Source organism: Dorea sp. AM58-8, from assembly GCF_003464045.1.
Lineage (GTDB): Bacteria > Bacillota > Clostridia > Lachnospirales > Lachnospiraceae > Claveliimonas > Claveliimonas ammoniilytica.
In genome coordinates this window covers 14334-39586 of sequence record NZ_QSDM01000021.1, presented here as the reverse complement: position 1 = coordinate 39586, position 25253 = coordinate 14334, and the positions used below count along the sequence as shown (strand labels likewise).

Annotated in this window: 22 protein-coding genes, 2 tRNA genes and 3 pseudogenes; 1 reads left to right on the top strand and 26 read right to left on the bottom strand. The window is 44.1% G+C overall.

Translation table 11 applies throughout. The features are described 5' to 3' along the window. Positions 1–16 precede the first annotated feature (16 nt). The 5 genes from leuB to DXA18_RS12930 all read right to left on the bottom strand — a co-directional run bounded on the left by leuB (position 17) and on the right by DXA18_RS12930 (position 5955). Positions 17–1102, bottom strand: a complete 1086-nt coding sequence (leuB, locus tag DXA18_RS12950) for a 3-isopropylmalate dehydrogenase (RefSeq protein WP_118384240.1) — start codon at positions 1100–1102, stop codon at positions 17–19. 155 nt (positions 1103–1257) lie between these two features. Then, positions 1258–1518 carry a preprotein translocase subunit YajC gene (gene yajC, locus DXA18_RS12945; protein ID WP_118384239.1) on the bottom strand — a complete coding sequence of 87 codons (261 nt, stop codon included), beginning with the start codon at positions 1516–1518 and terminating at the stop codon, positions 1258–1260. Between the two features lie 167 nt (positions 1519–1685). After that, positions 1686–2819 carry a tRNA guanosine(34) transglycosylase Tgt gene (tgt, locus tag DXA18_RS12940; RefSeq protein WP_118384238.1) on the bottom strand — a complete coding sequence of 378 codons (1134 nt, stop codon included), beginning with the start codon at positions 2817–2819 and terminating at the stop codon, positions 1686–1688. Positions 2820–2903: 84 nt separating this feature from the next. Continuing rightward, entirely contained in the window at positions 2904–4589 is a 1686-nt protein-coding gene (locus DXA18_RS12935; protein ID WP_118384237.1) for a L,D-transpeptidase family protein, read from the bottom strand. Positions 4590–4671: 82 nt separating this feature from the next. After that, positions 4672–5955: an L-cysteine desulfidase family protein gene (locus DXA18_RS12930; RefSeq protein ID WP_118384236.1), complete on the bottom strand. Its 1284-nt coding sequence runs from the start codon at positions 5953–5955 to the stop codon at positions 4672–4674. Positions 5956–6134: 179 nt separating this feature from the next. Between DXA18_RS12930 and aroC the strand changes: the two genes are divergently transcribed. After that, a complete protein-coding gene (aroC, locus tag DXA18_RS12925) occupies positions 6135–7241 on the top strand; it encodes a chorismate synthase (protein ID WP_118384235.1) in 1107 nt (368 codons plus the stop codon). A gap of 117 nt (positions 7242–7358) precedes the next feature. On the opposite strand, the gene DXA18_RS12920 is transcribed toward aroC, so the two are convergent. From DXA18_RS12920 to DXA18_RS12820, 21 genes and pseudogenes are all read right to left on the bottom strand, one after another. Beyond that, a complete protein-coding gene (locus tag DXA18_RS12920) occupies positions 7359–9023 on the bottom strand; it encodes a nucleoside kinase (protein ID WP_118384234.1) in 1665 nt (554 codons plus the stop codon). Positions 9024–9043: 20 nt separating this feature from the next. Further along, the gene (locus tag DXA18_RS12915; protein ID WP_118384233.1) at positions 9044–9832 is read right to left on the bottom strand and encodes a Nif3-like dinuclear metal center hexameric protein; all 789 of its coding nucleotides are present in this window, start codon (positions 9830–9832) and stop codon (positions 9044–9046) included. 31 nt (positions 9833–9863) lie between these two features. Further along, a pseudogene (locus DXA18_RS12910) lies at positions 9864–10558 on the bottom strand (tRNA (adenine(22)-N(1))-methyltransferase). 13 nt (positions 10559–10571) lie between these two features. Beyond that, positions 10572–11684 carry an RNA polymerase sigma factor RpoD gene (gene rpoD / locus DXA18_RS12905; RefSeq protein WP_118384232.1) on the bottom strand — a complete coding sequence of 371 codons (1113 nt, stop codon included), beginning with the start codon at positions 11682–11684 and terminating at the stop codon, positions 10572–10574. Between the two features lie 39 nt (positions 11685–11723). Continuing rightward, a pseudogene (gene dnaG, locus DXA18_RS12900) lies at positions 11724–13497 on the bottom strand (DNA primase). Between the two features lie 87 nt (positions 13498–13584). Continuing rightward, the gene (locus DXA18_RS12895; protein WP_118384231.1) at positions 13585–14592 is read right to left on the bottom strand and encodes a deoxyguanosinetriphosphate triphosphohydrolase; all 1008 of its coding nucleotides are present in this window, start codon (positions 14590–14592) and stop codon (positions 13585–13587) included. A 473-nt stretch (positions 14593–15065) separates the two neighbouring features. Continuing rightward, complete coding sequence (locus DXA18_RS12885; RefSeq protein WP_118384229.1) at positions 15066–15503, bottom strand: RpiB/LacA/LacB family sugar-phosphate isomerase; 438 nt, start codon at positions 15501–15503, stop codon at positions 15066–15068. Positions 15504–15543: 40 nt separating this feature from the next. Then, positions 15544–15750 (bottom strand): HAD hydrolase-like protein, encoded by a 207-nt coding sequence (locus DXA18_RS17085; protein ID WP_330424586.1) that lies wholly within the window; start codon positions 15748–15750, stop codon positions 15544–15546. Continuing rightward, entirely contained in the window at positions 15744–16337 is a 594-nt protein-coding gene (locus DXA18_RS12880) for an HAD-IIA family hydrolase (protein ID WP_330424585.1), read from the bottom strand. The genes DXA18_RS17085 and DXA18_RS12880 overlap by 7 nt, the downstream gene beginning before the upstream one ends. A 10-nt stretch (positions 16338–16347) precedes the next feature. Beyond that, positions 16348–17526 (bottom strand): sn-glycerol-1-phosphate dehydrogenase, encoded by a 1179-nt coding sequence (locus DXA18_RS12875; RefSeq protein WP_118384228.1) that lies wholly within the window; start codon positions 17524–17526, stop codon positions 16348–16350. A 1-nt stretch (position 17527) separates the two neighbouring features. After that, on the bottom strand, positions 17528–18487 hold the full coding sequence (locus tag DXA18_RS12870; RefSeq protein WP_118384227.1) for a sugar-binding transcriptional regulator: 960 nt from the start codon (positions 18485–18487) through the stop codon (positions 17528–17530). A gap of 350 nt (positions 18488–18837) precedes the next feature. Next, positions 18838–18922: transfer RNA gene (locus tag DXA18_RS12865), tRNA-Leu, on the bottom strand. A gap of 113 nt (positions 18923–19035) precedes the next feature. Then, positions 19036–19120, bottom strand: a tRNA-Leu gene (locus tag DXA18_RS12860). 94 nt (positions 19121–19214) lie between these two features. Next, positions 19215–19571: a 50S ribosomal protein L20 gene (gene rplT / locus DXA18_RS12855; protein ID WP_118384226.1), complete on the bottom strand. Its 357-nt coding sequence runs from the start codon at positions 19569–19571 to the stop codon at positions 19215–19217. 32 nt (positions 19572–19603) lie between these two features. Beyond that, a complete protein-coding gene (gene rpmI, locus DXA18_RS12850) occupies positions 19604–19801 on the bottom strand; it encodes a 50S ribosomal protein L35 (RefSeq protein ID WP_004846382.1) in 198 nt (65 codons plus the stop codon). 31 nt (positions 19802–19832) lie between these two features. Beyond that, positions 19833–20326 (bottom strand): annotated as a pseudogene (gene infC, locus DXA18_RS12845) (translation initiation factor IF-3). A 264-nt stretch (positions 20327–20590) separates the two neighbouring features. Further along, the gene (locus DXA18_RS12840; protein WP_118384225.1) at positions 20591–21454 is read right to left on the bottom strand and encodes a DegV family protein; all 864 of its coding nucleotides are present in this window, start codon (positions 21452–21454) and stop codon (positions 20591–20593) included. A gap of 111 nt (positions 21455–21565) precedes the next feature. Continuing rightward, positions 21566–22927 carry a spore germination protein gene (locus tag DXA18_RS12835; protein WP_118384224.1) on the bottom strand — a complete coding sequence of 454 codons (1362 nt, stop codon included), beginning with the start codon at positions 22925–22927 and terminating at the stop codon, positions 21566–21568. Between the two features lie 131 nt (positions 22928–23058). Further along, entirely contained in the window at positions 23059–23577 is a 519-nt protein-coding gene (locus DXA18_RS12830) for a dUTP diphosphatase (protein ID WP_118384223.1), read from the bottom strand. 15 nt (positions 23578–23592) lie between these two features. After that, positions 23593–24366 (bottom strand): ABC transporter ATP-binding protein, encoded by a 774-nt coding sequence (locus DXA18_RS12825; RefSeq protein WP_118384222.1) that lies wholly within the window; start codon positions 24364–24366, stop codon positions 23593–23595. Continuing rightward, the gene (locus tag DXA18_RS12820; protein WP_118384221.1) at positions 24353–25240 is read right to left on the bottom strand and encodes an ABC transporter permease; all 888 of its coding nucleotides are present in this window, start codon (positions 25238–25240) and stop codon (positions 24353–24355) included. Before DXA18_RS12820 ends, DXA18_RS12825 begins: the two co-directional genes overlap by 14 nt. Positions 25241–25253: the final 13 nt, after the last annotated feature.

The window sequence follows — 25253 nt, the reverse complement described above, 5'->3', positions numbered from 1 at the left end:
TTCCTCCTGTAACCTGTTATTTGATATATCCTGCAATCAGATCGCCCATTTCCACAGTGCCGATCTGCTTTTTACCTTCTGACATAATATCAATCGTACGATATCCGTCTTTCAATACCTGAGATACCGCCTGTTCGATCGCATCTGCTTCCTTATCCAGATCAAAACTGAAACGAAGCATCATTGCTGCTGAAAGAATGGTAGCAATCGGATTTGCAATGCCTTTGCCTGCAATATCCGGTGCAGAACCGCCGCTTGGCTCATAGAGACCAAACTTCGTTTCATTCAGGCTCGCGCTTGCCAGCATTCCGATTGAACCGGTCACCATACTTGCTTCATCAGAAAGAATATCTCCGAACATATTCTCTGTCAGGATAACATCAAACTGTTTCGGATCACGTACCAGCTGCATTGCACAGTTATCTACCAGCATATGCTCCAACGTAACTTCCGGGTAATCCTCAGCTACTTCTTCAACAACCTTTCTCCATAATCTGGAAGAATCCAGCACGTTTGCCTTGTCTACGCTTGTTACTTTCTTTCTACGCTTCATCGCAATATCGAAACCTCTTTTTGCAATGCGGCGGATCTCATTTTCATTATATGTAAGGGAATCATATGCCTTCAGTACTCCGTCTTCTTCTACTGTCTTACGCTCACCGAAGTACAATCCACCAGTCAGTTCACGCATGATCATCATATCAAAGCCGCCTTCTGTGATCTCTTCTTTTAATGGGCAGGCTCCTTTCAGTTCATCATACAACACTGCCGGTCTCAGATTGGCAAAAAGATTCAATGCTTTTCTGATCTTAAGAAGTCCTGCTTCCGGACGCTTTGATGGCTCCAGTTTATACCATGGTGATGTCTTAGCATCTCCTCCGATAGATCCCATCAACACTGCATCGCATGCTTTTGCTGTCTCTACTGTCTCGTCCGTCAGTGGAATTCCGTGTACATCAATAGATGCTCCCCCCATCAGAAGCTGTTCATACTCACAGGTATGACCATATACCTCTCCTACTTTATCCAGGACTTTCATAGCCTCTGTTACTATCTCCGGACCGATTCCGTCCCCTTTAATCACACCAATTTTCAGGTTCATATGATCCTTCCTTTCATCCCAACATCTACAGTTATGTCTGTTTTATCTTTTATATTATCGTATTTTTCTATTGCTTTCAACCCTTCATGGTTTAAAAGCGCAAAAAAATGGAGTGTCCTCTGTTTTAAACAGAGAACACCCCATTCCTTTTACTCTTATTCAGCGTCCGGCTTCTCAACCTGAACGATTGCTGATTTCTGCATTGGGATACGACAGTTCTTGTTGCTTCCGAATTCTACGATCACATCATCGTCTGTGATATCAATGATCACACCATAAAATCCGCTTGTTGTAAGAACAGTATCTCCAACTTCCAGTTCTGAAAGCAGCTGTGCAAGTCTCTTCTGCTCCTTTTTCTGTGGTCTCATAAGGAACCACCAGAACACACCGATAATAACTGCATAGATAAGAATCAGTCCAAGTGGCTGTTAGCCAATCCTGATGCTAATGTAAACATAATCTATTCCTCCTGCCATCTTAATAAAAAAACACTATTGCTATCATACACAATTTTCTGCTATTCATCAAGGTTTTTTTCTATTTCTTTATAAGCTCTTTATAATCTTCCGCTATTATACATAAATTAATCTTCCGGCGTTTTAAATCCCCTCAGTGTCTCTTCTTTATATTCCTTATAACGTCCTGCATCAATCGCATCTCTGATCTCTTCCATAAGGTGATTATAGAAATACAGATTATGAAGTACGCAAAGACGCATTCCCAGCATCTCTTTTGCCTTCAGAAGATGACGGATATATGCTCTGGAATACATCTGACAAGCCGGACAGCCGCAGCCATCCTCAATCGGTCTGTCATCCAGCTCAAATCTGGCATTAAACAGATTCAGCTTACCATGTTTGGTATATACATGTCCATGCCGTCCATTACGGCTCGGATATACGCAGTCGAAGAAGTCTACGCCACGATCTACCGCTTCCAGAATATTGGCCGGTGTTCCAACACCCATCAGATAGGTCGGTTTGTTCTCTGGCAGATGCGGCACCACCTCATCCAGAATTCGGTACATATCTTCATGAGATTCTCCAACTGCCAGACCTCCAACTGCATAACCGTCCAGATCCAATTTAGAAATCTCATCAGCATGGGCAACACGAATATCTTCGTAAATACCGCCCTGATTGATACCAAATAACATCTGATGCTTATTGATTGTATCCGGCAGACTATTCAGGCGATCCATCTCTGCCTTACAACGCTTCAGCCATCTGGTGGTACGGTCTACCGACTTCTGCATATAATCACGGTCTGCAACACTGGATGGGCATTCATCAAATGCCATTGCAATCGTAGATGCAAGATTAGACTGGATCTGCATACTCTCTTCCGGTCCCATGAATATCTTATGACCATCAATGTGTGACTGGAAATATACACCTTCTTCTTTTATCTTACGAAGTCCTGCCAGTGAAAACACCTGGAATCCACCAGAATCTGTAAGAATCGGCTTGTCCCACACCATGAATTTGTGCAGACCTCCCATTTTCTTCACTACCTGATCACCAGGTCTTACATGCAGATGATAAGTATTAGAAAGTTCTACCTGTGTACCGATCTGCTGCAAATCAGCCGTAGATACCGCACCTTTGATAGCCGCCGCCGTACCTACATTCATAAACACCGGTGTCTCTATATCACCGTGTACGGTATGCAGACGCCCACGCTTGGCCCTGCCGTCTTTTTTCAATAATTCGTACATACTTTTATTCCTTTCATTCTCTTATTGCGCGATACATAGAATACGCGCCCCGGTTCTCACCGAAACGCGTTTCACTGGTTCTGATTAATAATGACAGATTATAGGTGTTCCCGCCTGAATAAGATTATACAATTCACCAGCTGATGCCGGAGGCATATTCACACATCCATGAGAACCATATGTCTGATAACGCACGCCTCCAAAAGCAGACTGCCATGACGCATCATGAAATCCAATACCACCATTAAATGGCATCCAGTAATCTACCGGTGACTCATACTCATAGGTTCCGTCTTCCAGCTTCTTTCCTCGTAACACCTGATTCTGCTGCTTGTAATACAGAGAATACATTCCCTGTGGTGTTGCATTACCTTTATTCGGATTACCGGTCACGATATCACACTGCATAGCAATCTGACCATTCTGGATAAAATACATATGCTGTGCTGTCAGATCCACCTCTGCATACGTAGTACCCCAATCATTAGCATCATGTGTTGCTGCACGGCTGGAATAATTTGGTTCTCTGGTCACGGTCTCTGCATTCTGGATATTGGTGATCAATGCATTGTACTCTGCATCCTGATCGATCTTCCAGCCATAACCACCACCTTCTACCTGTACGACATTACCTGTCGCAGTAGTAAAATTTCTTGTCTTGCCAACTGTATCATACTTTGCAGCAAGATCTGCTATGTACTGCTTAACCGCATCCTGATTAAAGGCTACCTGCATATTATCATCTACTGTAATCCACTGAGAGATTACCGAACTGTCCACGACCTCTGTGTTCGGAGAAAAGTCCAGTGTAATATTCGCTCCCAGTTCGCTGTTCATCTTCTCGCATGCCTTCGCGACTTCCGGTGAATCTTTCGTATATTTTGGCAGAATATAGCAGTCTTCCTTCATCAGATCAACCTCTGACTGAAACCCATTGATCGCTTTTGTAACGGTCTCTGCAAATTTATCCTTGTCGATTGCCGTTCCGATCTGCTCTGCGGCTACTTCAAACTTCTCACCTGTAAATTCCGGCTTTGCAGATACAGACGGTATCTGATTCTCTTCTGCCATGCAATCCAGATTCTCAGTTACTTTATCAAGCTTATCTTTATCATATTTCACGCCTACAGACGATTCAATATTCTGTTGCTTCCAGAGTCCTGTAATCCAAAGCAATGGGTTCTGCTTCTTGATCAGCTTTTCAACAGAATCATCAGCAACATACTCAATATCAATATCACTTCCGCTAATCGTCTCTGTATCGCCATCAGATTCTTTCATCCTTAATGCATATCCTTTGACTTCTTCCTTCATATGAGCCTGTACCTGCTCCGCACTGCTCAGTGAAAAGCCCACTCCGTTTACCTTCGTATTTGGAAAAAAATGGAAACTAAAATAAACTGACACTGCACCATATAACGCTATCAAGACCAGGAGCACAATTAAAATAATGCGTCTTCTGCGCTTCTTTTTACGATGCTTTTCAATAAGTTCATCACCCTCAATGATCTTATCATCCTCTTCATCCGGAAGATCGTCATCCAAATCGTCTATTTCATCATAATCCAGATCATCGCCCTGATCCGAATCTGCCTGATCATCATCCAGTTCTAATTCCGACTCTTCGTACTCCTCTTCAACATCAGAATCATCTACTTCTTCATCATTCAGAAGTCCTGACAACAGTTCTTCATCATCGATAATCTCGATATCATCCCCGGCGATAGAAGAAAAGTTGTTCTTTTTATTCTTCTTTTTCTTATCTCGCATGTATCATATACTCCTCACAATTATAAATACAAACCCAATTATAATACGGTAATTTCCAAAAGTACAGTAGAATTTACCATTTTTAGCATGGTTCTTCCGTCATAATACGAATGATTTCCCGGTTTGTTTCTTTCATTCCTTCTTTCCCCAGACGACCAATATTTTTCAATGTTGCTTCCACGCCTTTTGTAACCAGTCCGTCACCTCCATAGAATTGCTGTCCGTTTTTATACATATAATATCCAAGGATCCCTGCGTCCACAGAAGAAGCTATTTTGGCAGCGCACGACGCTTTTGCTCCATCACATACCATTCCAGATACGATTGCCACAGCATTTACTACCGTATGAATAATCTCTCTATATCCTCCGCCACACAAATACGCAATTCCTGCTCCCGCGCCTACACCAGCGCTGACAGCCCCACAATAAGCAGATAATCTTCCAATCGGTGTCTTCTGATGTATCGTAGTCAGATTCGCTAATACTAATGCACGATACATCTGCTCTTCACTTACCTTCAAGTCTCTTGCATATACAATAACCGGAACAGATGTTGTTATTCCCTGATTACCACTTCCAGAATTAATCACAACCGGTAATTCACATCCGTTCATTCTTGCATCGGAAGCTGCCGCTGCCATAGCCTTTGCACGAGTCTGCACATTATTTTCTCCCATGCCAAGCAATACTGAACCGATATTTGCACCATAATCACCACGGATTCCTTCTTCTGCAATCTCCATATTACAGACAATCTGTGGATGAATGATTGCTCTCACGTCTTCAATATCTACAGTCTGAGAAAAATCCCATATATCTTCCATAGATAATAATGACCGGTCCGTCAGTCCTTCTTCTGTCTCTTCATTAATTTCTTTCTGTTCCAGTATATTATGATCTTTCTCCACTAACACAACATTTGTATGATAATTCGCAATCCGGATCTTACTGTACGATGTTCCTTTATATGCCTTAATGATCAGATCAAATGTAATCCCGCTGTTCAGTGGCTTTACCGTAATCGGCGTCTGTTCCAGATATCGTTTCATTTCCTGAATCTGCTCTTCTGACACCTCAGCAATTACTTCAAGTTCTTTTTCTGCACTCCCTGCAATAATACCTGCTGTCACAGCTGCCGGAATCCCCTTTAACTGCTGAGTATTAGGCACAATCACTGACTTCACATTTTTAATCAGACTTCCACTCGCTTCCACTTCGATTCGTTCTGGGATTGCTTCAAGAGTATCTCTTGCAATCGCCGCAGCATATGCAAGTGCAATCGGCTCCGTACATCCCATAGCCGGAATCAATTCCTCTCGAAGAATCTGGATAAACGCCTGGTATTTTGTATCTGTTTTCTTCATATTACCCTCCCTTTACTCCTGCACCAGCAGATAATTTTCTTTATTTTACCACATTTCTATTCATACGCAACACTCCCGCACCCCTTTTCATTCTACTTTTCGTTCCACAAATTGTCTTTTTTATATTCCTGCGCTATAATAGCAGAAAACACGTTTTCATAAAGGAGATTATACACACTATGGCAGGTTCATCATATGGAACAATCTTTCGAATTACGACATGGGGAGAATCTCATGGTGCAGGCGTCGGCGTTGTGATCGACGGCTGTCCGGCAGGTCTCCCCCTGTCAGAAGAAGATATTCAGAAATATTTAAACAGACGCAAACCGGGACAGAGTAAATTCACTACCCAGCGCAAAGAAAGTGATCAGGCGGAGATCTTATCCGGTGTCTTTGAAGGACGCACTACCGGAACTCCGATCTCCATTCTGGTACGCAATCAGGATCAGAAATCCCGTGACTATAGTAATATCATGAACACTTACCGTCCGGGACATGCCGATTACACCTTCGATGCCAAATATGGCTTTCGTGATTACCGTGGCGGCGGACGTTCTTCTGGGCGCGAGACCATCGGTCGTGTAGCTGCCGGTGCTGTTGCATGTAAGATTCTGGAATCTCTTGGCATCCAGGTTATGGCTTACACCAAGTCCATCGGACCGATCAGCATTCCGGAACAGGACTATGACTATAGTGTAATCACAGATAATACGTTATATATGCCAAATAATCAGTACGCTGAAAAAGCTTCTGCTTATCTTGAGGAATGCATCCGATCACAGGATTCCTCCGGCGGTATCATCGAATGCCGGGTAGACCATATGCCAGCAGGAATCGGCGAGACAGTTTTTGAAAAGCTAGATGCCAACCTCGCCAAAGCCATGATGTCTATCGGTGCTGTCAAGGGCTTCGAGATCGGTGATGGCTTCCGGGCAGCCAAAGCTTCCGGGAGCCAGAATAACGATGCATTTTCTTCTAATTCAGATGGCATATATAAAGAAACCAATCATTCTGGTGGTGTGCTGGGCGGTATGAGCGATGGCAGTACAATTGTTCTCCGTGCAGCCATTAAGCCTACACCATCCATTTCACAACCACAGGATACCGTAGACAAGGATGGTAAGCCTCTGTCACTCACGATCCACGGACGCCACGACCCGGTCATCGTACCGCGTGCCGTAGTTGTCATAGAATCCATGACCGCAATTACATTAGTTGATATGCTGTTCCAGAATATGGCAGCAAGAATGGATAAGATCGCGGAATTTTATAGTAAGACTCGATAATTTGCTTAACTCATATGCAAAATAAAGGACAGTATGCAAACATATCTGCCAGCAGGCTTTATCCTTTGCAATCTGTCCTTTTTGTAATGGCATTATACATTGGTATATTCTGTATTTTTACAACTGGAAGCATCCTCCGCCTACAAATTCCCTTAACAGCGAATTGGCCGGCACTCTTTCACTGCCAATTCCCACAAAATAATCCAGAAATTTCAGCAATCGCTTCACTTCCGGATATTCCGGGCAGTCATGCTCGATTCCAAACAGCAGAGGTTCTACATATTCTTTCAATACCGCCAGTTCATAGATCAGCGATGAGTTAAACATTACATCTGCCTCTTCCTGATATGGGAAAATATTATTCTCTTCACCCCGGCGTACTGACTGCCACATAGCAATCGTATTCTTCGCCGATGTGCCTCTGGTTCTGGCATCCCGTACGATCCGGCGAATCAGTCTGCCGTCAGTAGTCGGAATTCGATTATGCTCATCAATATTCAGCTGTGTCAACGCACTGATATAAATCTTGAATTTATTCTCATCCGGCAGTCCTGCCGTCATTTTGGGATTCAGACAGTGAATGCCTTCAATTACCAGCACATCATTTACCCCCATCTTCTTTGGCTTAGAGATGTATTCCTTGTGTCCTGTCTTAAAATTGAAGGTCGGAAGCACTACTTCTTCTCCATTCAGCAGACGGAGCATACAGTCATGGAACAGCTTGACATCTACCGTCTGAAGACTCTCAAAATCATACTTTCCATCCGCATCTATCGGTGTATCTTCTCGTTCTACAAAGAAATTATCTACAGAAATCGGATGCGGTACCATGCCATTTACCTTAAGCTGTACGGACAGACGATGGGAAAATGTCGTCTTACCGGAAGATGACGGTCCTGCGATCAGGATAAATTTAACCTTCGGATCGGTCGCAATCCGCGCCGCAATATCCGTAATCTTCTTTTCCTGTAATGCTTCCTGCACCAAGATCATTTCTCCCGGTCCATCTTTTACGATCACATCATTCAATGCACCAACCGTCTCAATATTCTGCATATCTCCCCAGTGTACAGATTCTTTCTGAACATGGAACAGCTTCTCGGCCGGGCGGAATGGACGCACCACTTTTGGTGCCTGTTTTGTCGGCATCTGAATAACAAATCCCGCCTCATATGGATACAATTCAAACCATTTTAGATATCCGGCACTCGGCACCATATATCCGTAAAAGTAATCTTCAAACTCATTGATACTATAAAGATTTACTTTTGATACTCTCCGATACGCAAACAGTCTCTCTTTATCTTCCATACCATATTGGCGGAACAATGCAACTGCATCATCGGTATCGACCGTCCGTTTGTTGATTGGAATATCCCGCCGGATCATTTCCTGCATCCGTACTTTAACTTTCTCTAAGAACTCAATATTTACCACAGCGCCTTCCACTGTGCAGTACAGCCCATCACTGACTGAGAAATGTATCCTCACTTTCGTCTCAGGAGCGTGATCACACACATCATAGATTGCTTTTACCAGTAACAGATTCATACTACGCTTGTATGTTGCATATCCAATCTGATCCCCTGTTGTGACAAATTGCATCTCGCAATCTGTCTTCAATGTTTTTCTCAATTCCTGAAGCTTCTTATTAACAAATACCAACACAATGTCATTTTCATAATCCTGCTGATGAGCTAACGCAATCTCCCGATACGTTGTACCTTTCTCGTACTGATATACCTTTTCACCAATCTGAACACTGACCATTTCCTGTGCCATATCCATCGCTCCTTTCTGCCTTATACGATCTGAAACGGATTACATACAGGTGCTTCCACTACATCGATCGCCTGACATTTCTCCCGGAGAAATGCTGCCACATCCGGTACAAATATTTTCTCAATCCCATAGTGACCACCATCTATGATCATAAGCCCCTGTGCAACCGCATCAATTCCGGTGTGATGGTCAATATCTCCTGTAATCAGTACATCTGCATGCGCCGCAAATGCTGCCGATACCATACTCTTGCCGGCTCCCGGAGAGATTGCCACACGACGGATCTCTGCAGACGGATCTCCGAATACTTTTACTGCTTCCAGTTCATATTTCGCTTTCACCAGTTCGCAACATTCCTGTAGACAGATCGGATCTTCCAAATCTGCTACACGGCCGATCCCCTGCGGGCTGCCGTCTAACGGACTCTGGCAGGTCACATCCAGTACTTCTGCATTTTTAAGTCCCAGTACTTCACCCGAAAGCTCTGCCATTCCCATCACATCATAATTGGTATGCATCGCATAATATGCTATATCATTCTGAATCAGGCGCAATACTCTTCTGCCGATAAAATCATCTTCTGTTATTCGTTTCATCCCAGAAAATATCATCGGATGATGCGTCACAAGCATATCTGCCTGTGCTTCGATTGCTTCCTCGATCACTTCATCCGTTGCATCCACTGCCACATAAATGTGATGTACTTCTTTTTTCCTTCTTCCCACAAGGAGTCCCACATTATCCCAGTCCATCGCACAGCTTCCAGGGTAACGTGCCTCCAATGTTTCTATAATTTCCTGACATAACATCTGTATCACCTCATTTTGCTGCTCTATTTCTCTATATTTCATAAGAAGCAATTGCATGCTCAATCCGTTCCAGTTCGTCTTGAAGCTCTTTCCGTCTGCTCTCTGCTCCTTTTCCAGTCTGATCTCCCAACCTATCAGCGATCCCCTTTTTTAAGCTATGTTCTCTCTGAAGAAACTGATATAATACTGGATTCTTTTTCTTCAGGAGTAAGCGCCCATAATATAACTCCTCCTGTGAATATGGCGCTTCTTCTCCATGCACCAGTTTCATCATCGGATAGTATTTGCCATCCTCTTCTACCATATCCTCTTCCACGCTCCGATAACCATGCCGATTCAGATATTCTCTGACCTTGTGAATCTCTGATTGTGGCTGCAGGATAAATTCTTTCAGATCTGCTGTAATCTCTGGTGAATTCTCCAGAATCCTTATCACCAGACCGCCCCCCATTCCGGCTGCGATCATCGTGTCTGCTTCTCCCACATGCAATGCCTGCAGTCCATCTGATTTTCTGGTAAATATCACATTCTCCAGTCTCTTTGACCGGATATGCCCTCTGGCTCTCTCCAGCGGACCTCATTTACATCCATTGCGATCACCTTTGCTGCTCGTCCGGACTGGATCAGCCAAATTGGTACGTAGCCATGATCTGTTCCGATATCAGCAACAGAGGCGCCCTCTGTCACAAGACCGGCAACAGCTTTCAGTCTTTTTGATAGTTCCATAGGCGCCTCTTTCTTATTCAAGATAATCTCTCAGTTTTCTGCTGCGGCTCGGATGACGAAGCTTACGAAGTGCCTTCGCCTCAATCTGACGAATACGCTCTCTGGTAACGTCAAATTCCTTACCAACTTCTTCCAGAGTTCGTGCACGACCATCATTCATACCGAAACGAAGACGGAGTACCTTCTGTTCTCTCTCTGTCAGAGTATCCAACACTTCATCCAGCTGCTCTTTCAGCAATGTCGCTGCTGCTGCCTCTGCCGGTACCGGAACATTGTCATCCTGAATAAAATCACCCAGGTGGCTGTCTTCCTCTTCACCGATTGGCGTCTCCAGAGACACCGGTTCCTGTGAAATCTTCAAAATCTCACGTACACGTTCTACCGGCATGTCCAACTCTTCCGCAATCTCTTCCGGGGTAGGTTCACGGCCTAATTCCTGAAGTAACTGTCTGGATACACGAATCAGTTTGTTAATTGTCTCAACCATATGCACCGGAATACGGATCGTTCTTGCCTGATCCGCGATTGCTCTTGTAATGGCCTGACGAATCCACCATGTTGCATAAGTACTGAACTTGAATCCCTTCTGATAATCAAATTTTTCAACCGCCTTAATCAGTCCCAGGTTACCTTCCTGGATCAGATCCAGAAACAGCATACCTCGTCCCACATAACGCTTTGCAATGCTGACTACCAGACGAAGATTCGCCTCAGCCAGACGCTTCTTAGCTTCTTCATCGCCTTCTGCCATACGCTTTGCCAGCTCAACCTCTTCCTCCGCAGACAAAAGTGGTACTTTACCAATCTCTTTCAGATACATACGTACCGGATCTTCGATACTGATTCCATCCGGAACAGACAGGTCGATCTTTTCCATATCTACTTCGTCTTCATCTGACAATATAACTTCCATATCATCATCGTCATCTGTATCCGAATTGATTCGGAGCACATCAATCCCCTTCGCTTCCAGATATTCAAATACCTGCTCCATCTGTTCTGGGCTAAGCTCCATATCTGAGAAAAAGTCATTGATCTCCTGAATCTCAAGGACACTCTTTTTCTTTTTTCCAAGAGCTACCAGTTCTTTCAGCTTTTCCTCAAATTTTACAATGTTCTCTTCCATGTAATGTCCATCCTCTCACTGCTTGTTTATATTTTATCCTTAAATTATGGAAATATGCAGTCCCTTTGCATCCTGAAGTGCCGCTTATCCTCCATCAGTTTCTGGAGTCCCGCAATGTCTGTCGGCTCCAGTCTCCTCGCCATCTCATCCAGACTGTTCTGCTTAACACGACGCACGGTCTCATTCAATGCTTTTTCCTGCTCTTCCCTAGTGGTTAATTCTCTAATCTTTGTATGGAACAATTCTGCCACTTTGCGGTGTTCCTCTTCATCTGAAAAATGATTCATGATCTGTGCCGGATTCACTAAGCCTTCATCCATCTGCTGATACAGAAGTTCTGCTACCGTCCGATAAAGTGGCTCGGTAAAATCATCTGACCGGATCACTCTCCGGATCTGCTGTAAGACATTCGCATCATCGATCATCCATGTCAGAAGGATTCTCTGCGACTTCAAAATACCGTCGTCCGCCTCTTTTTCACGGTTTCTCGTGGTTCTCGGCTTCTCCACAGGCTTTGCAAGTCCTGTCTGTACTGCCGTCCGCACCACCAGCTTCCTTAACTCGTCCACATTAACCCGGTATGCCTTTGCAACTGCTTCTATATAATTACTGCGTTCGATCTCTTCATCGAATACCGCCAGTCTCTTCGCCGCCTCGTGCATAAATCCGGTCTTTCCTTCCGGTGTATTCAGATCATAATCCCGCTCCAGCATCTCCAGTCCAAACATAAATGCATTGCGTGCTTTCTGAATCCGTTCCTCAAATGCTTCCGTCCCCAGATTCTTGATAAATTCATCCGGATCCTTGTATGGATCCATGCGGATTACTTTTGCCGTAATCCCCACATTCCGCAAAATCGGCATTGCTCTCAGAGCTGCCTTTGTTCCTGCTTCATCACTGTCATAAGTCAGATATACTTCATTCACATACCGCTTGATCAGTGATGCATGTCCCGGCGTAAGTGCCGTTCCCAGTGATGCGACTGCATTGGTAAAGCCTGCCTGATGCAGGGCAATCACATCCATATAACCCTCACATAGTATGAAATACGGTTTTCTGGAACTTCTTGCCCGGTGAAGTCCATAGAGATTCCGACTCTTATCAAAAATCGGTGTCTCCGGTGAATTCAGATATTTGGGCTTACCATCTCCCATCACACGTCCGCCAAATCCAATCACTCGATTGTTGGCATCCATGATCGGAAACATAACACGATTCCAGAACTTGTCATACGGTCCGTGACGCTCGTCCATGGAAATGAGTCCTGCCTGCATCAGTACCTCATCCGTATAGCCCTTGGTTTTCAGATACCGATACAGATCGTCACTGTATTTGTTAGAATAGCCCAGTCCAAATGCCACAATCGTCTCGTCACTCAGTTCCCGCTTCTTCAGATATGTATATGCCGTTCTGCCCTGTTCTGTCTTAAGCTGCGCGTAAAAATACTTGGCCGCCAACTTATTGATCTCAAGTAATGTACTCTTCAGGTCAGCCCGTTCTCTGGCCTCCTTAGAATACTCGATCTCCGGCAGGTCTACTCCTGCCCGGTCTGCCAGTACCTTTACTGCTTCCGGAAATGAATAATTCTCATATTCCATCAGAAATGTAAATACATTTCCTCCAGCTCCACACCCGAAACAGTAGTACATCTGTTTCTGTCTGCTAACCGAAAAAGACGGGGACTTCTCATTATGAAATGGACATAGTCCAAAATAAGAACTTCCCTTTTCTGAAGCTTCACATAGCCGGACAGCACATCCACGATATCATTCTTCTGTCGTACTTCCTCTATTAATTCTTCGGGATAATACATAAATCTGCTGCATCCTCTTTTCTAGTCTTTGGGAATACTCAAAATACTCCCTATTTATATAAATTCGACAGAACTTTCTGATTTCCTTTAATTTTTCCAACATTTCGGAATAAAATATTCCTCAAATGTATGAACTGCGTAGGAATCTGTCATACCTGCGATATAATCACACGCTATCTGTTCTCTTGACGCGGCGCCATTTTCCAGCATATTCAAAAACTGCTCCGGCATGAGTTCCGGTTTTTCCATATAAATATGATAAAGATTCGTAATCATATGCATCACCTTCGCCTCTTCTCCCTTTGCCACCGGATTCAGGTATACATGTTCAAACAGATACTGTCTCAGCCCACGCATGGCTTTCCACACCTCATCCGACATATGGATCTCCGGGCGATCCATACTCTGCGTAATCACATCATGCACCATGCGATTCAGCCTGGCTTTGCTGGAATGTCCCAATATGTCGGTATATTCTGAAGGCAGATCCTCCTCTTTTAAAATGCCACCTCGTACAGCATCATCAATATCATGATTGATATAGGCAATCTTGTCCGATAACTGCACCAGTTTCCCTTCCAATGTTGCCGGACGTCCGCTGGACTTGTGATTACGGATTCCATCCCTCACTTCCCAGGTGAGATTCAGCCCCTTCCCCTGTTTTTCCAACACTTCGACTACGCGTACACTCTGCTCATTGTGCTTGAACCCTAATTCACATACTTCATTCAAAGCCCGCTCTCCGGCATGTCCAAACGGCGTATGACCAAGATCATGTCCAAGTGCAATCGCTTCTACCAGATCTTCATTCAATCTGAGTGCCTTGGCAATCGTTCTTGCATTCTGTGACACCTCCAGCGTATGGGTAAGTCTCGTCCGATAATGATCTCCCATAGGCTGTAAAAACACCTGTGTCTTCTGCCTCAGCCTGCGAAATGCCTTGCTGTGAAGAATCCGGTCACGGTCCCTTTGAAACACCGGACGGATATCACATTCTTCTTCCTCACGGTTCCGTCCTCTGGACTCTCTGCTGAAACTCGCATAGGGACTTAATATCTCTATTTCACGCAATTCAAGCTGTTCACGAATCATCATGCCGGTTACCTCCTCTCCGCACCTTGTGCTCCCGCAATCTACACCCGCTATTCGGATATCACACTGCTTCGCAGTGCTTTTATCCTCTTTCCTTTCTTACGATGCCTTGCAGATTGCTCCGCACTTCGTGCTCCCGCAATCTACACCCGCCATTCGGATATCGCACTGCTTCGCAGTGCTTTTATCCTCATATCGGGGCGGTTTCCAAGGTCATACAGACATGTGTGCAAGCACCCATCTGTATGACTTTGGAAACCTGGCATCTTATATATATCATATTACATATCTTTATGAAAAATGTCAAAAAAGAGTCAGAGACTTTAAAATCCCCGACTCCCCTATTTTCAAGAATGCCTCGCATTCTTGCTGCGAGGTGCGCGTCATGCAATTGCATGACATACTTCTACTGCGCACCTCTGCAATCCTGCCGGAGGCTATATCAGATGGGGAATTGACTCCCATCTGATATATTTTTACTGTTCGTTTTCAAAATCAACGATTCTCTGAACCTTGTCCACAGATCTGCAGTTTGGATCCCATTCTACAGACAGGTACTCTTTTACCAGTTCTTTTGCAAGCTGAATTCCAATAACCTGTGATCCCATAGTGATAATATTGGCATGGTTAGAAAGCTCCGCACGCTGTGCCTGATACACATCATGAATACATGCTGCGTAAGCACCTTTTACTTTGTTAGCTGCAATTGATACTCCGATTCCGGTTCCGCATACTACAATACCTCTGTCGTATTTACCACCGGCAACTGCCTGTGCAACTTCAATAGCTGTGTTCGCATAAATCGGATCATCACTTCCGAAATCTGCCACTTCATGTCCCAGTCCTTTTACATAGTCCATTAACTGAAGTTTAAATTCTGTTGCGTTAGGGTCACATCCAAATGCGATTTTCATAAGTTTCGTCCTCCTTATATGTCTTTGCCTTACTCTGGCATTATAAATATGTTTTCATTTCTTTCAGTGATTCGTAAATGCAGGTCGGTTCTACATCCGATTCTGCCACCGTCTGCATATCTGCCTCTCCGGTCAGTACCAGGAAGCCTTTCGCTCCATTATTAACACCGGTTGCCACATCTGTGTAAAGTCTGTCACCAACAAATGCCATCTCAGATGGCTGATATCCGGTAATCTCGGCTACCATATCGACCGTTTCTTTCCAAGGCTTGCCAAGGAATCTCGCTTCACTCCGGTAGAATCTGTGATCAGACTGCACATTGCGCCACAATCCGGCATAAATCCATACTCGGTCGGGCAGTTTGTATCCATATGTGTTGCAATAAATGGCACACCATTTCTTACATAGTGACAAATTCTGTCCAGTTTGTGGTAAGTCAGTGTCGTATCAAAACTCTGTACAGCCACGTCCGGGTCTTCTTCCACTAACTGGATTCCCTTTTCTTTCCAGTTCTCTTCCAGAACCGGTGTACCATTCAGATACACTCTTGCTCCCGGATAATTTACTTTCAGGAACTCTGCACACACATCACCTGCTGTGATGACCTTGTTTTCATCCACATCCAATCCCATCTTATGAAGCTTCTCGACATATACGGATGGCACCTTAGATGCATTATTGGTAAAAAACACAAAGTCCATATCATCGGACGCTTCTACCTGACGGATAAAATCCAGCGATCCCTCGATCAGCTGATCTCCCAGATAGACGGTTCCATCCATATCCAGTACAAATAATTTTACACCTTTTAAGGCTTCTTCTTTACTCAGCATACTACACCTCTTAACCATAGATCTCTTCTGTAATCTTGTCTGCAATCTGTTCCAGTCTTCCCTTATCCTTTGCAAACTGCAGTACGGAATATCTTGGTCTGACCGTATATCCCTTCATCAGACTTTCGTGGAATAACTCTCTGCTGATGCCGATCTCCTTCGGGCTGATCGGTGCTCCTCCTTTGGCAAGCAATGCCTCAATCTCTTCATGAGGCGGACACAGTTCTCCGGTTCCTTCCGGAAGAATGTCTGCCAATTCTTCATAAAATCTTGCGATTACAGGAGTTGCCACACCAACCTGAATACCATGATGGTTCGGGTTCAAACCTCTCGCAATATAATCCATTTCCCAGAAGTGTGACAGCATATGCTCTGCTCCGGATGCCGGACGAGAAATATTAACCAGTGCCATTGCCACTCCCGTCAGTGTCAGTGCTTCCAGAAGTGCTCCAAGTGATTCTGCATCTCTGCTCTTTAAGCCTTCTGCTTTGTCAAAGCACTTATCTAACGCTCTTTTCACCAATGTCACACAGGTATCGCAACGGTAATCTCCATTTGCCTTTACAGACAGATCCCAGTCTGTGATTGCCGTAATCTTACCAACCACATCACCATAACCAGCCTGGATCAGATCCTGTGGTGCAGTCTGAAGAATGTCTGTATCTCCGATCAATCCATAAGTCAGATGTGCAACCGGGGAATACTTATATCCATGAGATACGATTGGTGCTCCGTCTGCCACGTATCCGTCCATAGATGGCGCTGTTGCCACAATAATATAAGGAAGTCCGGTACGGGATGTCACAAATTTGACCGAATCATTGATAACACCGGATCCTACTGCAATCATCAGCTTTGTATCCAGATCCTGCTCCTGCAGAATACGTCCAAGCGTCTTCTCATCCGGGATCAGAATATCGTCTCCGGTATCAAACATCAGCTCTTTGATGTTGAAACCATTGTCTTTCAGAAGCTGTACTGCCTTTCTTCCTGCCACTTCATATGTATGATTATCATACACTACCAGAATCTTGCCATCCTTAAATGGTTCCGCCATCTTTGGAAGATCCTCGATTGCTCCCTTGCGGATAGACATATCGTGGACACTGAAATTATGATGGCGTCCACAGGAACAGTCAAACTCTGTCTGCGGCATCTCATTGATCGTCATGTTCAGAATCTCATTCATCTTATTCTTCCTCCTCATCAGATAACAGTGCTCTGGCGCACTCCGTATCTGTTATTAACACATTGATATATTTTCCATTGATCGCACCCTGAATTGCCGACAACTTCTCTTTTCCTCCGGCAATACCAACGGAACAAGGCACTTTACATAGCCGGTGAATATCCATGCCGATCACAGCATTATCCGATGCATACGACCCGGTATGGCCTTCGATATCATAGAACTGCATACACAGCTCTCCGGCAGCCTTTCTCGACACTAGCGACTCTATCTCATTTTCCTTATAATAACCTGTCGCCTTGATCGCAGAATGTTCATTCGGATAACCGATTCCCACCAGTGCCACATCAATCCGGTTCATCAGCTTCACTGCATCCTGCACGCTCTCTTCCTTCATCAGCTCATCCCGCACCAGTGTACTGGATACTCTCGCCGGTGCGTGCAATGGGATAAATGTTCCATCTCCCAACCTTGACATCTTCTCCGCCAGACTGTTGGCATGAAGTTCCATCCGAAGTCTTCCCATGCCGCCTACTAATGGCACGTAAGTTACCCGCTCTGCCGGAGCCTTCTGTAATGCCGATACCATGTGGTGAAGGGTAGATCCCATCGATACACCTACAATACTGTCATCCTTGATCACATACTGCAAATATCTGGCTGTCGAACTTCCAAGCGCACTCTCCAGTGCATCTTTGTCATCACTGCCATCTACCACCAGTACTTGTCTAAGGCCGTACTTTTCTTCCAGTTTTTTCTCCAGTTCCCAGTAAGCTATGGTATCCAGATCCGGAATTTCAATGCGGACAAGTCCCTGTTCTCTTGCCGAATCCAAAAGCCTTGCAATCGTCGGTCTGGAAAGTCCCAGTTCCTGCCCGATCTCCTGTCTGCTGGCATTCTGATTATAATACAGATCACATACCTTGATCATCAGACGTGGATCATCTACTTTTTTTCTCATGTCTCCATCTCCTACAATCACATTATAGTAGCAGAATCATCATGTGTCAACATTATATTTTTACATTTTGAATTTTATATCAATATTTTACCGTTTCAAATCCATATTTATCAATTTTATTTTTTAATTTGCAAAAGTGTTATGTAGGAGAACATTGTTTATACGGCAAAATCACTCATCCGGTACGTGGCACGCAAACTTGATTTCTGCATTGCGGCTTATGCACAAATCGTCGGAAGTGCCAAAAGGCACATTCCGAGATTGTATGCGGTCGTCAAGGTCCTCAGCAAGCTAGGCCTTTGACTCGTCGCAATACAAAAAAGGCAACCTGATTACTCAGATTGCCTTTATGCGGAAGATGGGACTTGAACCCACACGATCGCATTGATCACAAGATCCTTAGTCTTGCTCGTCTGCCAGTTCCGACACTTCCGCTGAACATTGAATATTATATCGAATGAATAGATAAATGTCAATACCTAAATGAATAAATCTTGTTTCGTCTTGTAAATATAACAAAAGGCAACCTGATTACTCAGATTGCCCTATGCGGAAGATGGGACTTGAACCCACACGATCGCATTGATCACAAGATCCTTAGTCTTGCTCGTCTGCCAGTTCCGACACTTCCGCATGACTTATTCCGTCCGAAGATTATAATAGCACATCCCCGAACGGTTGTCAATGTTTTTTAAACTTTTTAAAAAGTTTAAATTATTTATTACAATTAAGCTAATTTGCTCTTTGCAACTTCTGCTACTGCAGCGAATCCAGCCGGATCATTAACAGCCATCTCTGCAAGCATCTTTCTGTTCATGTCAACATTAGCCAGCTTCAGTCCATACATGAACTTGCTGTATGACAGACCATTCATTCTTGCTGCTGCATTGATACGAGCGATCCACAGCTGACGCATCTGACGTTTGCGCTGCTTTCTTCCTGCATATGAAGAAGTAAGTGCTCTCATTACAGACTGCTTAGCAACTCTGTACTGCTTAGAACGTGCTCCTCTGTATCCCTTTGCCAGTTTCAGGGTTCTATTATGTTTCTTCTTAGCGTTCAATCCGCCTTTAATTCTTGCCATGTCTTATATCCTCCTTCAACAATTACCAGATCTTAGAGATATGGTAATACTTTCTTCATGTTCTTTACATTTGTTGCATCAGTAATTGTAGACTGTCTGAGATTTCTTTTTCTCTTTGTAGACTTCTTGGTTAAGATATGGCTCTTGTAAGCTTTATTTCTTTTTAATTTTCCTGTACCTGTCTTTTTGAATCGCTTAGCAGCGGCTCTATTTGTTTTAATTTTTGGCATGATAAAATCCTCCTTAATGTATTTTTTATTTTTAACGTTTTACGGTTAAAACCATGCTCATATTACGTCCTCGAGTTTGGCCGGCTTCTCAACCTGTGCAACATCCTTCAGCATATCTGCAAAATCATCCAAAATGTGCTTGCTCTGCTGAACATGAGCCATCTCTCTTCCGCGGAAACGCAAAGTTACCTTAACCTTATTGCCTTTCAGAATGAACTTCTTGGCATTATTTACCTTTGTATTCAGATCGTTAGCATCGATGTTCGGTGACATGCGTACTTCCTTAACTTCCACCGTCTTCTGCTTCTTCTTGGCCTCTTTCTCTCTGCGGCTCTGTTCGTATTTGTACTTGCCGTAGTCGATAATCTTACATACCGGCGGCTGTGCCTTAGGAGCAATCTTAACCAAATCCAGCTCTGCCTCTCTTGCAAGCTTCATAGCATCTCTTGAAGACATCACTCCAAGCTGCTCTCCATCTGCGCTTACTACACGTACCTCTCTGTCCCTGATCTGCTCGTTAATCATTAAATCGCTAATTGTCGTACACCTCCATGATAGATTGTCTGATACATCTCTGCATCTGTTATCTGTTAATACAAAATGAGTGAACAGTCACTGACTATCCACTCATCTATCCACATAAAAATCCTTTCAAACAAAAGATTAATATTATGCAATATATTGAACCAATAGTCACCCGATTGTGCTATGGTGAGAGCGGATACTCTACTTTCTTTTCTTCACACAAAAATTAATATACCACGCTTCTACTCTTGTGTCAATACTTTTTTATCGTTTATTTCCCATGCAGAATGTAGCTACTACACCCGGACCGGTATGACTGCCGATAACCGTTCCAATATTATGGATAAATACATTCTCAATGCCCATTTTCTCACGAACCAGCTTCGCCACATACTCTGCATCTTCCAGGCAATCACCGTGGGTGATCATAATGATCTCATTGTCCCATCCCTCAGAACGCTCCACCGCCATGTCAACGATCTTATGCAGGGATTTCTTACGGCCACGCTCTTTACCGATTACCTGCAACGCACCATTATCATCCATATGAATGATCGGTTTTACTTTTACCATAGTTCCAAGCACTGCTGCCGTCTTGGATACGCGCCCTCCTCTGTGCAGATGGAACAGATCATCCACTGTTACATTATGACAAACATGCAGTTTATTCTCTTCTGCCCACTGTGCCACTTCTTCAATTGTCTTTCCTGCTTCTTTCTGCTTTAATGCATAATATAGAAGCATCGCCTCTCCCATACATGCACACAGCGTATCTACTACTATAACCTTCGCCTCCGGATACTCTTCTTGCAATTCTTCCGCAGCAATCTTCATACTGTTACAGGTGCCACTGAGTGCTGACGAAAATGCCAGATGTAACACATCCTTTCCTTCTTTTACATATGGCTCCAGCATCTCTTTTGCTTCCTCCGGATTGATCTGAGAGGTCACTGACATCTTGCCCTCTCTCAGCTTCTGGAAAAATTCTTTGTCTGACAGGCCATACATATCTGTATACTCCTGTCCATCTATTGTATATTTCAATGGAATCACCGGCACATTGCGTTCTTCCAGCCATTCTTTCCCCGTATCAACGGTACTGTTTACTGTAATGATATAATCTCGCATGGTCTACCTCCTCGTCCCCTCTGTCATTCATGACCTAATCATATAAGATTTTACTCCATCTGTCCACAAATTCAAGAGATTCCCACGCCAAAATTTCACATCATTTTTTTACTAATTTCGGCTAATATGCAGATAACTGTGTCCGGTCAGCGTCTTATTAAAACAAATGCTTCCGACCACCACCAGCACACCTAGCACGAATCCTGCCCAGTTCAAAAGCGCAGTCAAAATCAATAGCTGCAGACGCATAAATTTCAGTGCATAACCAAGTTCAAAATTTGGCTGTGTATAATTTGCCACAGAGACGAACGCCATTGCGAGCATAATCTCACTGTTAAACCACCCGGACGATACTGAAAATTCTCCCAATACGAGACCTGCGATTACACTCAACGGCGTACTTAGCATATTCGGCGTATTCATTGCAGCTAGCCGCAGGCCGTCGATAGCCAGTTCCAGAATCAAAAGCTGCCAGATAAGCGGTACATTCACCATATCCCGCACCGCAACAAATTCAAATGTCTCTGGCAGCCACCGCGGATTCTGCATAAAAAGCAGATACACAGGTGTCAGAAATACCGTCATAAACGCAATTAAACCTCTGGAAATCTTAAGATACACGCCTGTTAAAGTCGGAAAATAATAATCATTTGCTTCCTCCACAATATCGAAGATTGATGTTGGAAGAATCATTGCCGATGGAGAATTATCCACCATAATTACAATCTTTCCCTCTAGCAGACATACCGCTGCTGTATCCGGACGTTCTGTATATTTAAACTTAGGAAATGGATTATACCACTTACGTTTCATCAGACATTCTGCGAGACTCTGCTGATTCATTCTCAGAGCATCAATCCGTATCTGACTGATTTTACGCAATAGTTTCTTCAACAGTTCCGGATCTACTCGATCCTCCATATAACAGACTGCCACATCTGTCCCCGTACTTTCTCCCACCTGCATCATTTTCATGATCAGATGTGGATCCCGGATTCTACGCCTCATAAGTGCAGTATTGAACACAATCGTCTCTACAAATCCGTCTCTGGATCCGCGAAGTGCTTTGTCCTTATCCGGCTCATCCACGCTCCTTGCCGGATACGTACGGCAATCTATGATAAAACAGCCTTCGTATCCATCAATAAACAGCGCTGTTGTTCCGGATAAAATATTATGAAATATCTGGTCAAACCCCACCAGAATATCCACTTCCACATATGGGATATGACTTTTTGAAAATGCCGTTGCACTCTTTGGCATATCTTCTTCCGTAATTGACATCATAGAATCCATAATCTTCAACATTGATTCGTCTTTCGTAAATCCATCCACAAAGAAAAATGCTGCCTCCCGGCCTCCGATCATCATATTTCTCTGAACAATATCAAAGCTCTCCTGCACCGGAAGAATCTCATTCACATAGGCTGTATTTTCCTTCAGCGACGCAGTGGCATTTCTGTATTCAGGCATATCCACTCCTCCATTTCTGTCATTCAGACATATATCAGAAATAGCATGCCCACGTGCAAAAAAAATATGCAGAGCCTCTGCCCTGCATATCCGTTCTTATCTCATTCTTATTACGCTTTCTGATCCGGCATCTATGCCTTGGTCGTGCTGCCAAATCCGCCGTTGCGCACTGTCTGCACGTTGTCGTCCACCGTGATGCCATATTCCACGAAGATTCCCTGCATGAATCCATTACCGGCTTTCAACTCTACCGTTTTGTCTTCATTCGAATCATTGGTAATCTTAGCAAATATATGACCTTCATTATCCGAATAGTAATAATCACTGTCAATAATACCTACCGTATTGTTAAGCTGCAGACGATATTTGAATCCAAGTCCGCTTCTCGGATAACACTTGAGCACCCACTCTTCTTCCATGTGTACCCGGATACCGGTCGGAATCTTTACCGTCTCTCCCGGTGCAATGGTAAAATCAACCGGGGCATAGAAATCATACCCGGCAGATCCGCTGGTTGCACGCTTTGGGAGTTCGATTCCGTCATAGATTTTCTGAATCTTCTCTGTACTACTCTCTTCAAATGTATCTTTCCAAGCTGCTTCGAACTGTGCGAAGCTCACCTTTTCAAACTTTGCAATTCTCTTTGCCATCTGTCACATTCCCCTTTAATTTCCGCATTCGATGCTGATCTCATTGAATAATTTGAGAACGTCATCCACAGACATACTATACTTTTCCTCGCCCTTCTTGTCAAGGATAGCCTCTCCCTGATGCATCATCAACAGGCGGTCGCCATATTCCATAGCATATCGGAGATTGTGTGTAACCATGATGGTCGTCAGTTTCTTTTCTTTTACAATTTTATCGGTAAGCTGCATGATCAGTTCTGCTGTCTTCGGATCAAGCGCTGCCGTATGCTCATCCAGGATTAGAAATTCAATCGGAGTCATTGTGGACATAAGCAGTGCCATTGCCTGACGCTGTCCGCCCGACAGCACGCCGACTTTCACATCCATCTTGTCTTCCAGCCCGAGTCCAAGCTGGCTGAGCTGTTCTCTGTAGTAATTGATCCTTGCTTTATTCGTTCCTCTGCCAAATCCGTAGCTCTTACCTTTATTATCTGCAAGGGACATATTTTCCAGAATGGTCATCGACGGGCAGGTACCCACTGCCGGATTCTGATATACACGACCAATGCGACGGTTTCTCTGATATTCCTTTTCTTTGGAAATATCCTTTCCACCAATGCAGATCTGTCCACCTTCTGCCGGAATACTTCCGCAGATAATATTGAGCATAGACGTCTTACCGGAACCGTTACTTCCTACTACAGAGACAAATTCTCCATCTTCGATTGTCAGGTTAAAGTCCTGAAACAGACACATCTCATTGACTGTGCCCGGATTGTAATATTTGTGGATATGCTTAAGCTCCAGCATCCGTCTTCACCTTCTTTCTGCGTTCCATACCAAGCACCAGGATTGCCAGGAATAATACTGCCGTAATCAGTTTCATTGCCTGTGGCTCGAAATTGCGGAGTGCGATTGCCACACATGCCTTATATACCACAGAACCGATCAGCACTGCCGAGGTTGCCTTTAATAAGGTAAGCTTCTTAAACAGGCTGGTGCCAATGATAACGCTCGCAAGTCCGATAACGATAGCACCGGTGCCCATTGAGATTTCAAATACGCGCTCTTCCTGGCAGAACACGCTGCCTGCCAGTGACACCAGACCGTTTGCAATTGCAAGTCCCACAATCTTTACATTCCCCTGATCCTTTGCAAGAGATGTAACCAGCGTCGGATTATCACCGACTGCACGAAGCAGATAACCGGATTTGGTCTCCAGATACAGATCCAGCAGAATTTTGCTGATCACTACCAGAACGATTACAATGATCAATGTAGTGTATGCCTGAATACCTTCCGGGATTATATTGCTCAATGTATCATTTTTAAATATTGTCTGCTGTGAGAATAACGGAACATTCGCCGTTCCTGCCACATACAAATTGATCGTCCACAGTGCTGTCATCATAATAATACCAGATAACAGATCGCGGACACGGCATTTCACATGGATCAGTCCAGTGCAGATACCAGCTACTGCTCCTGCCGCAAATGCCAGCAGAAGTGTCAGGTAAGGGTTCATCCCTCCTGTCAGAAAATGCGCTGTGATTGCACCGCCCAGCGGAAAGCTTCCATCTACGGTCAAATCCGGAAAATCCAGAATCTTATAGGTGATATATACTCCAAGAGCCAGTATCCCGTAAATCAGCCCCTGCTCTAAAATTGATATTACAAAATCCATGAAAAATGCCTCC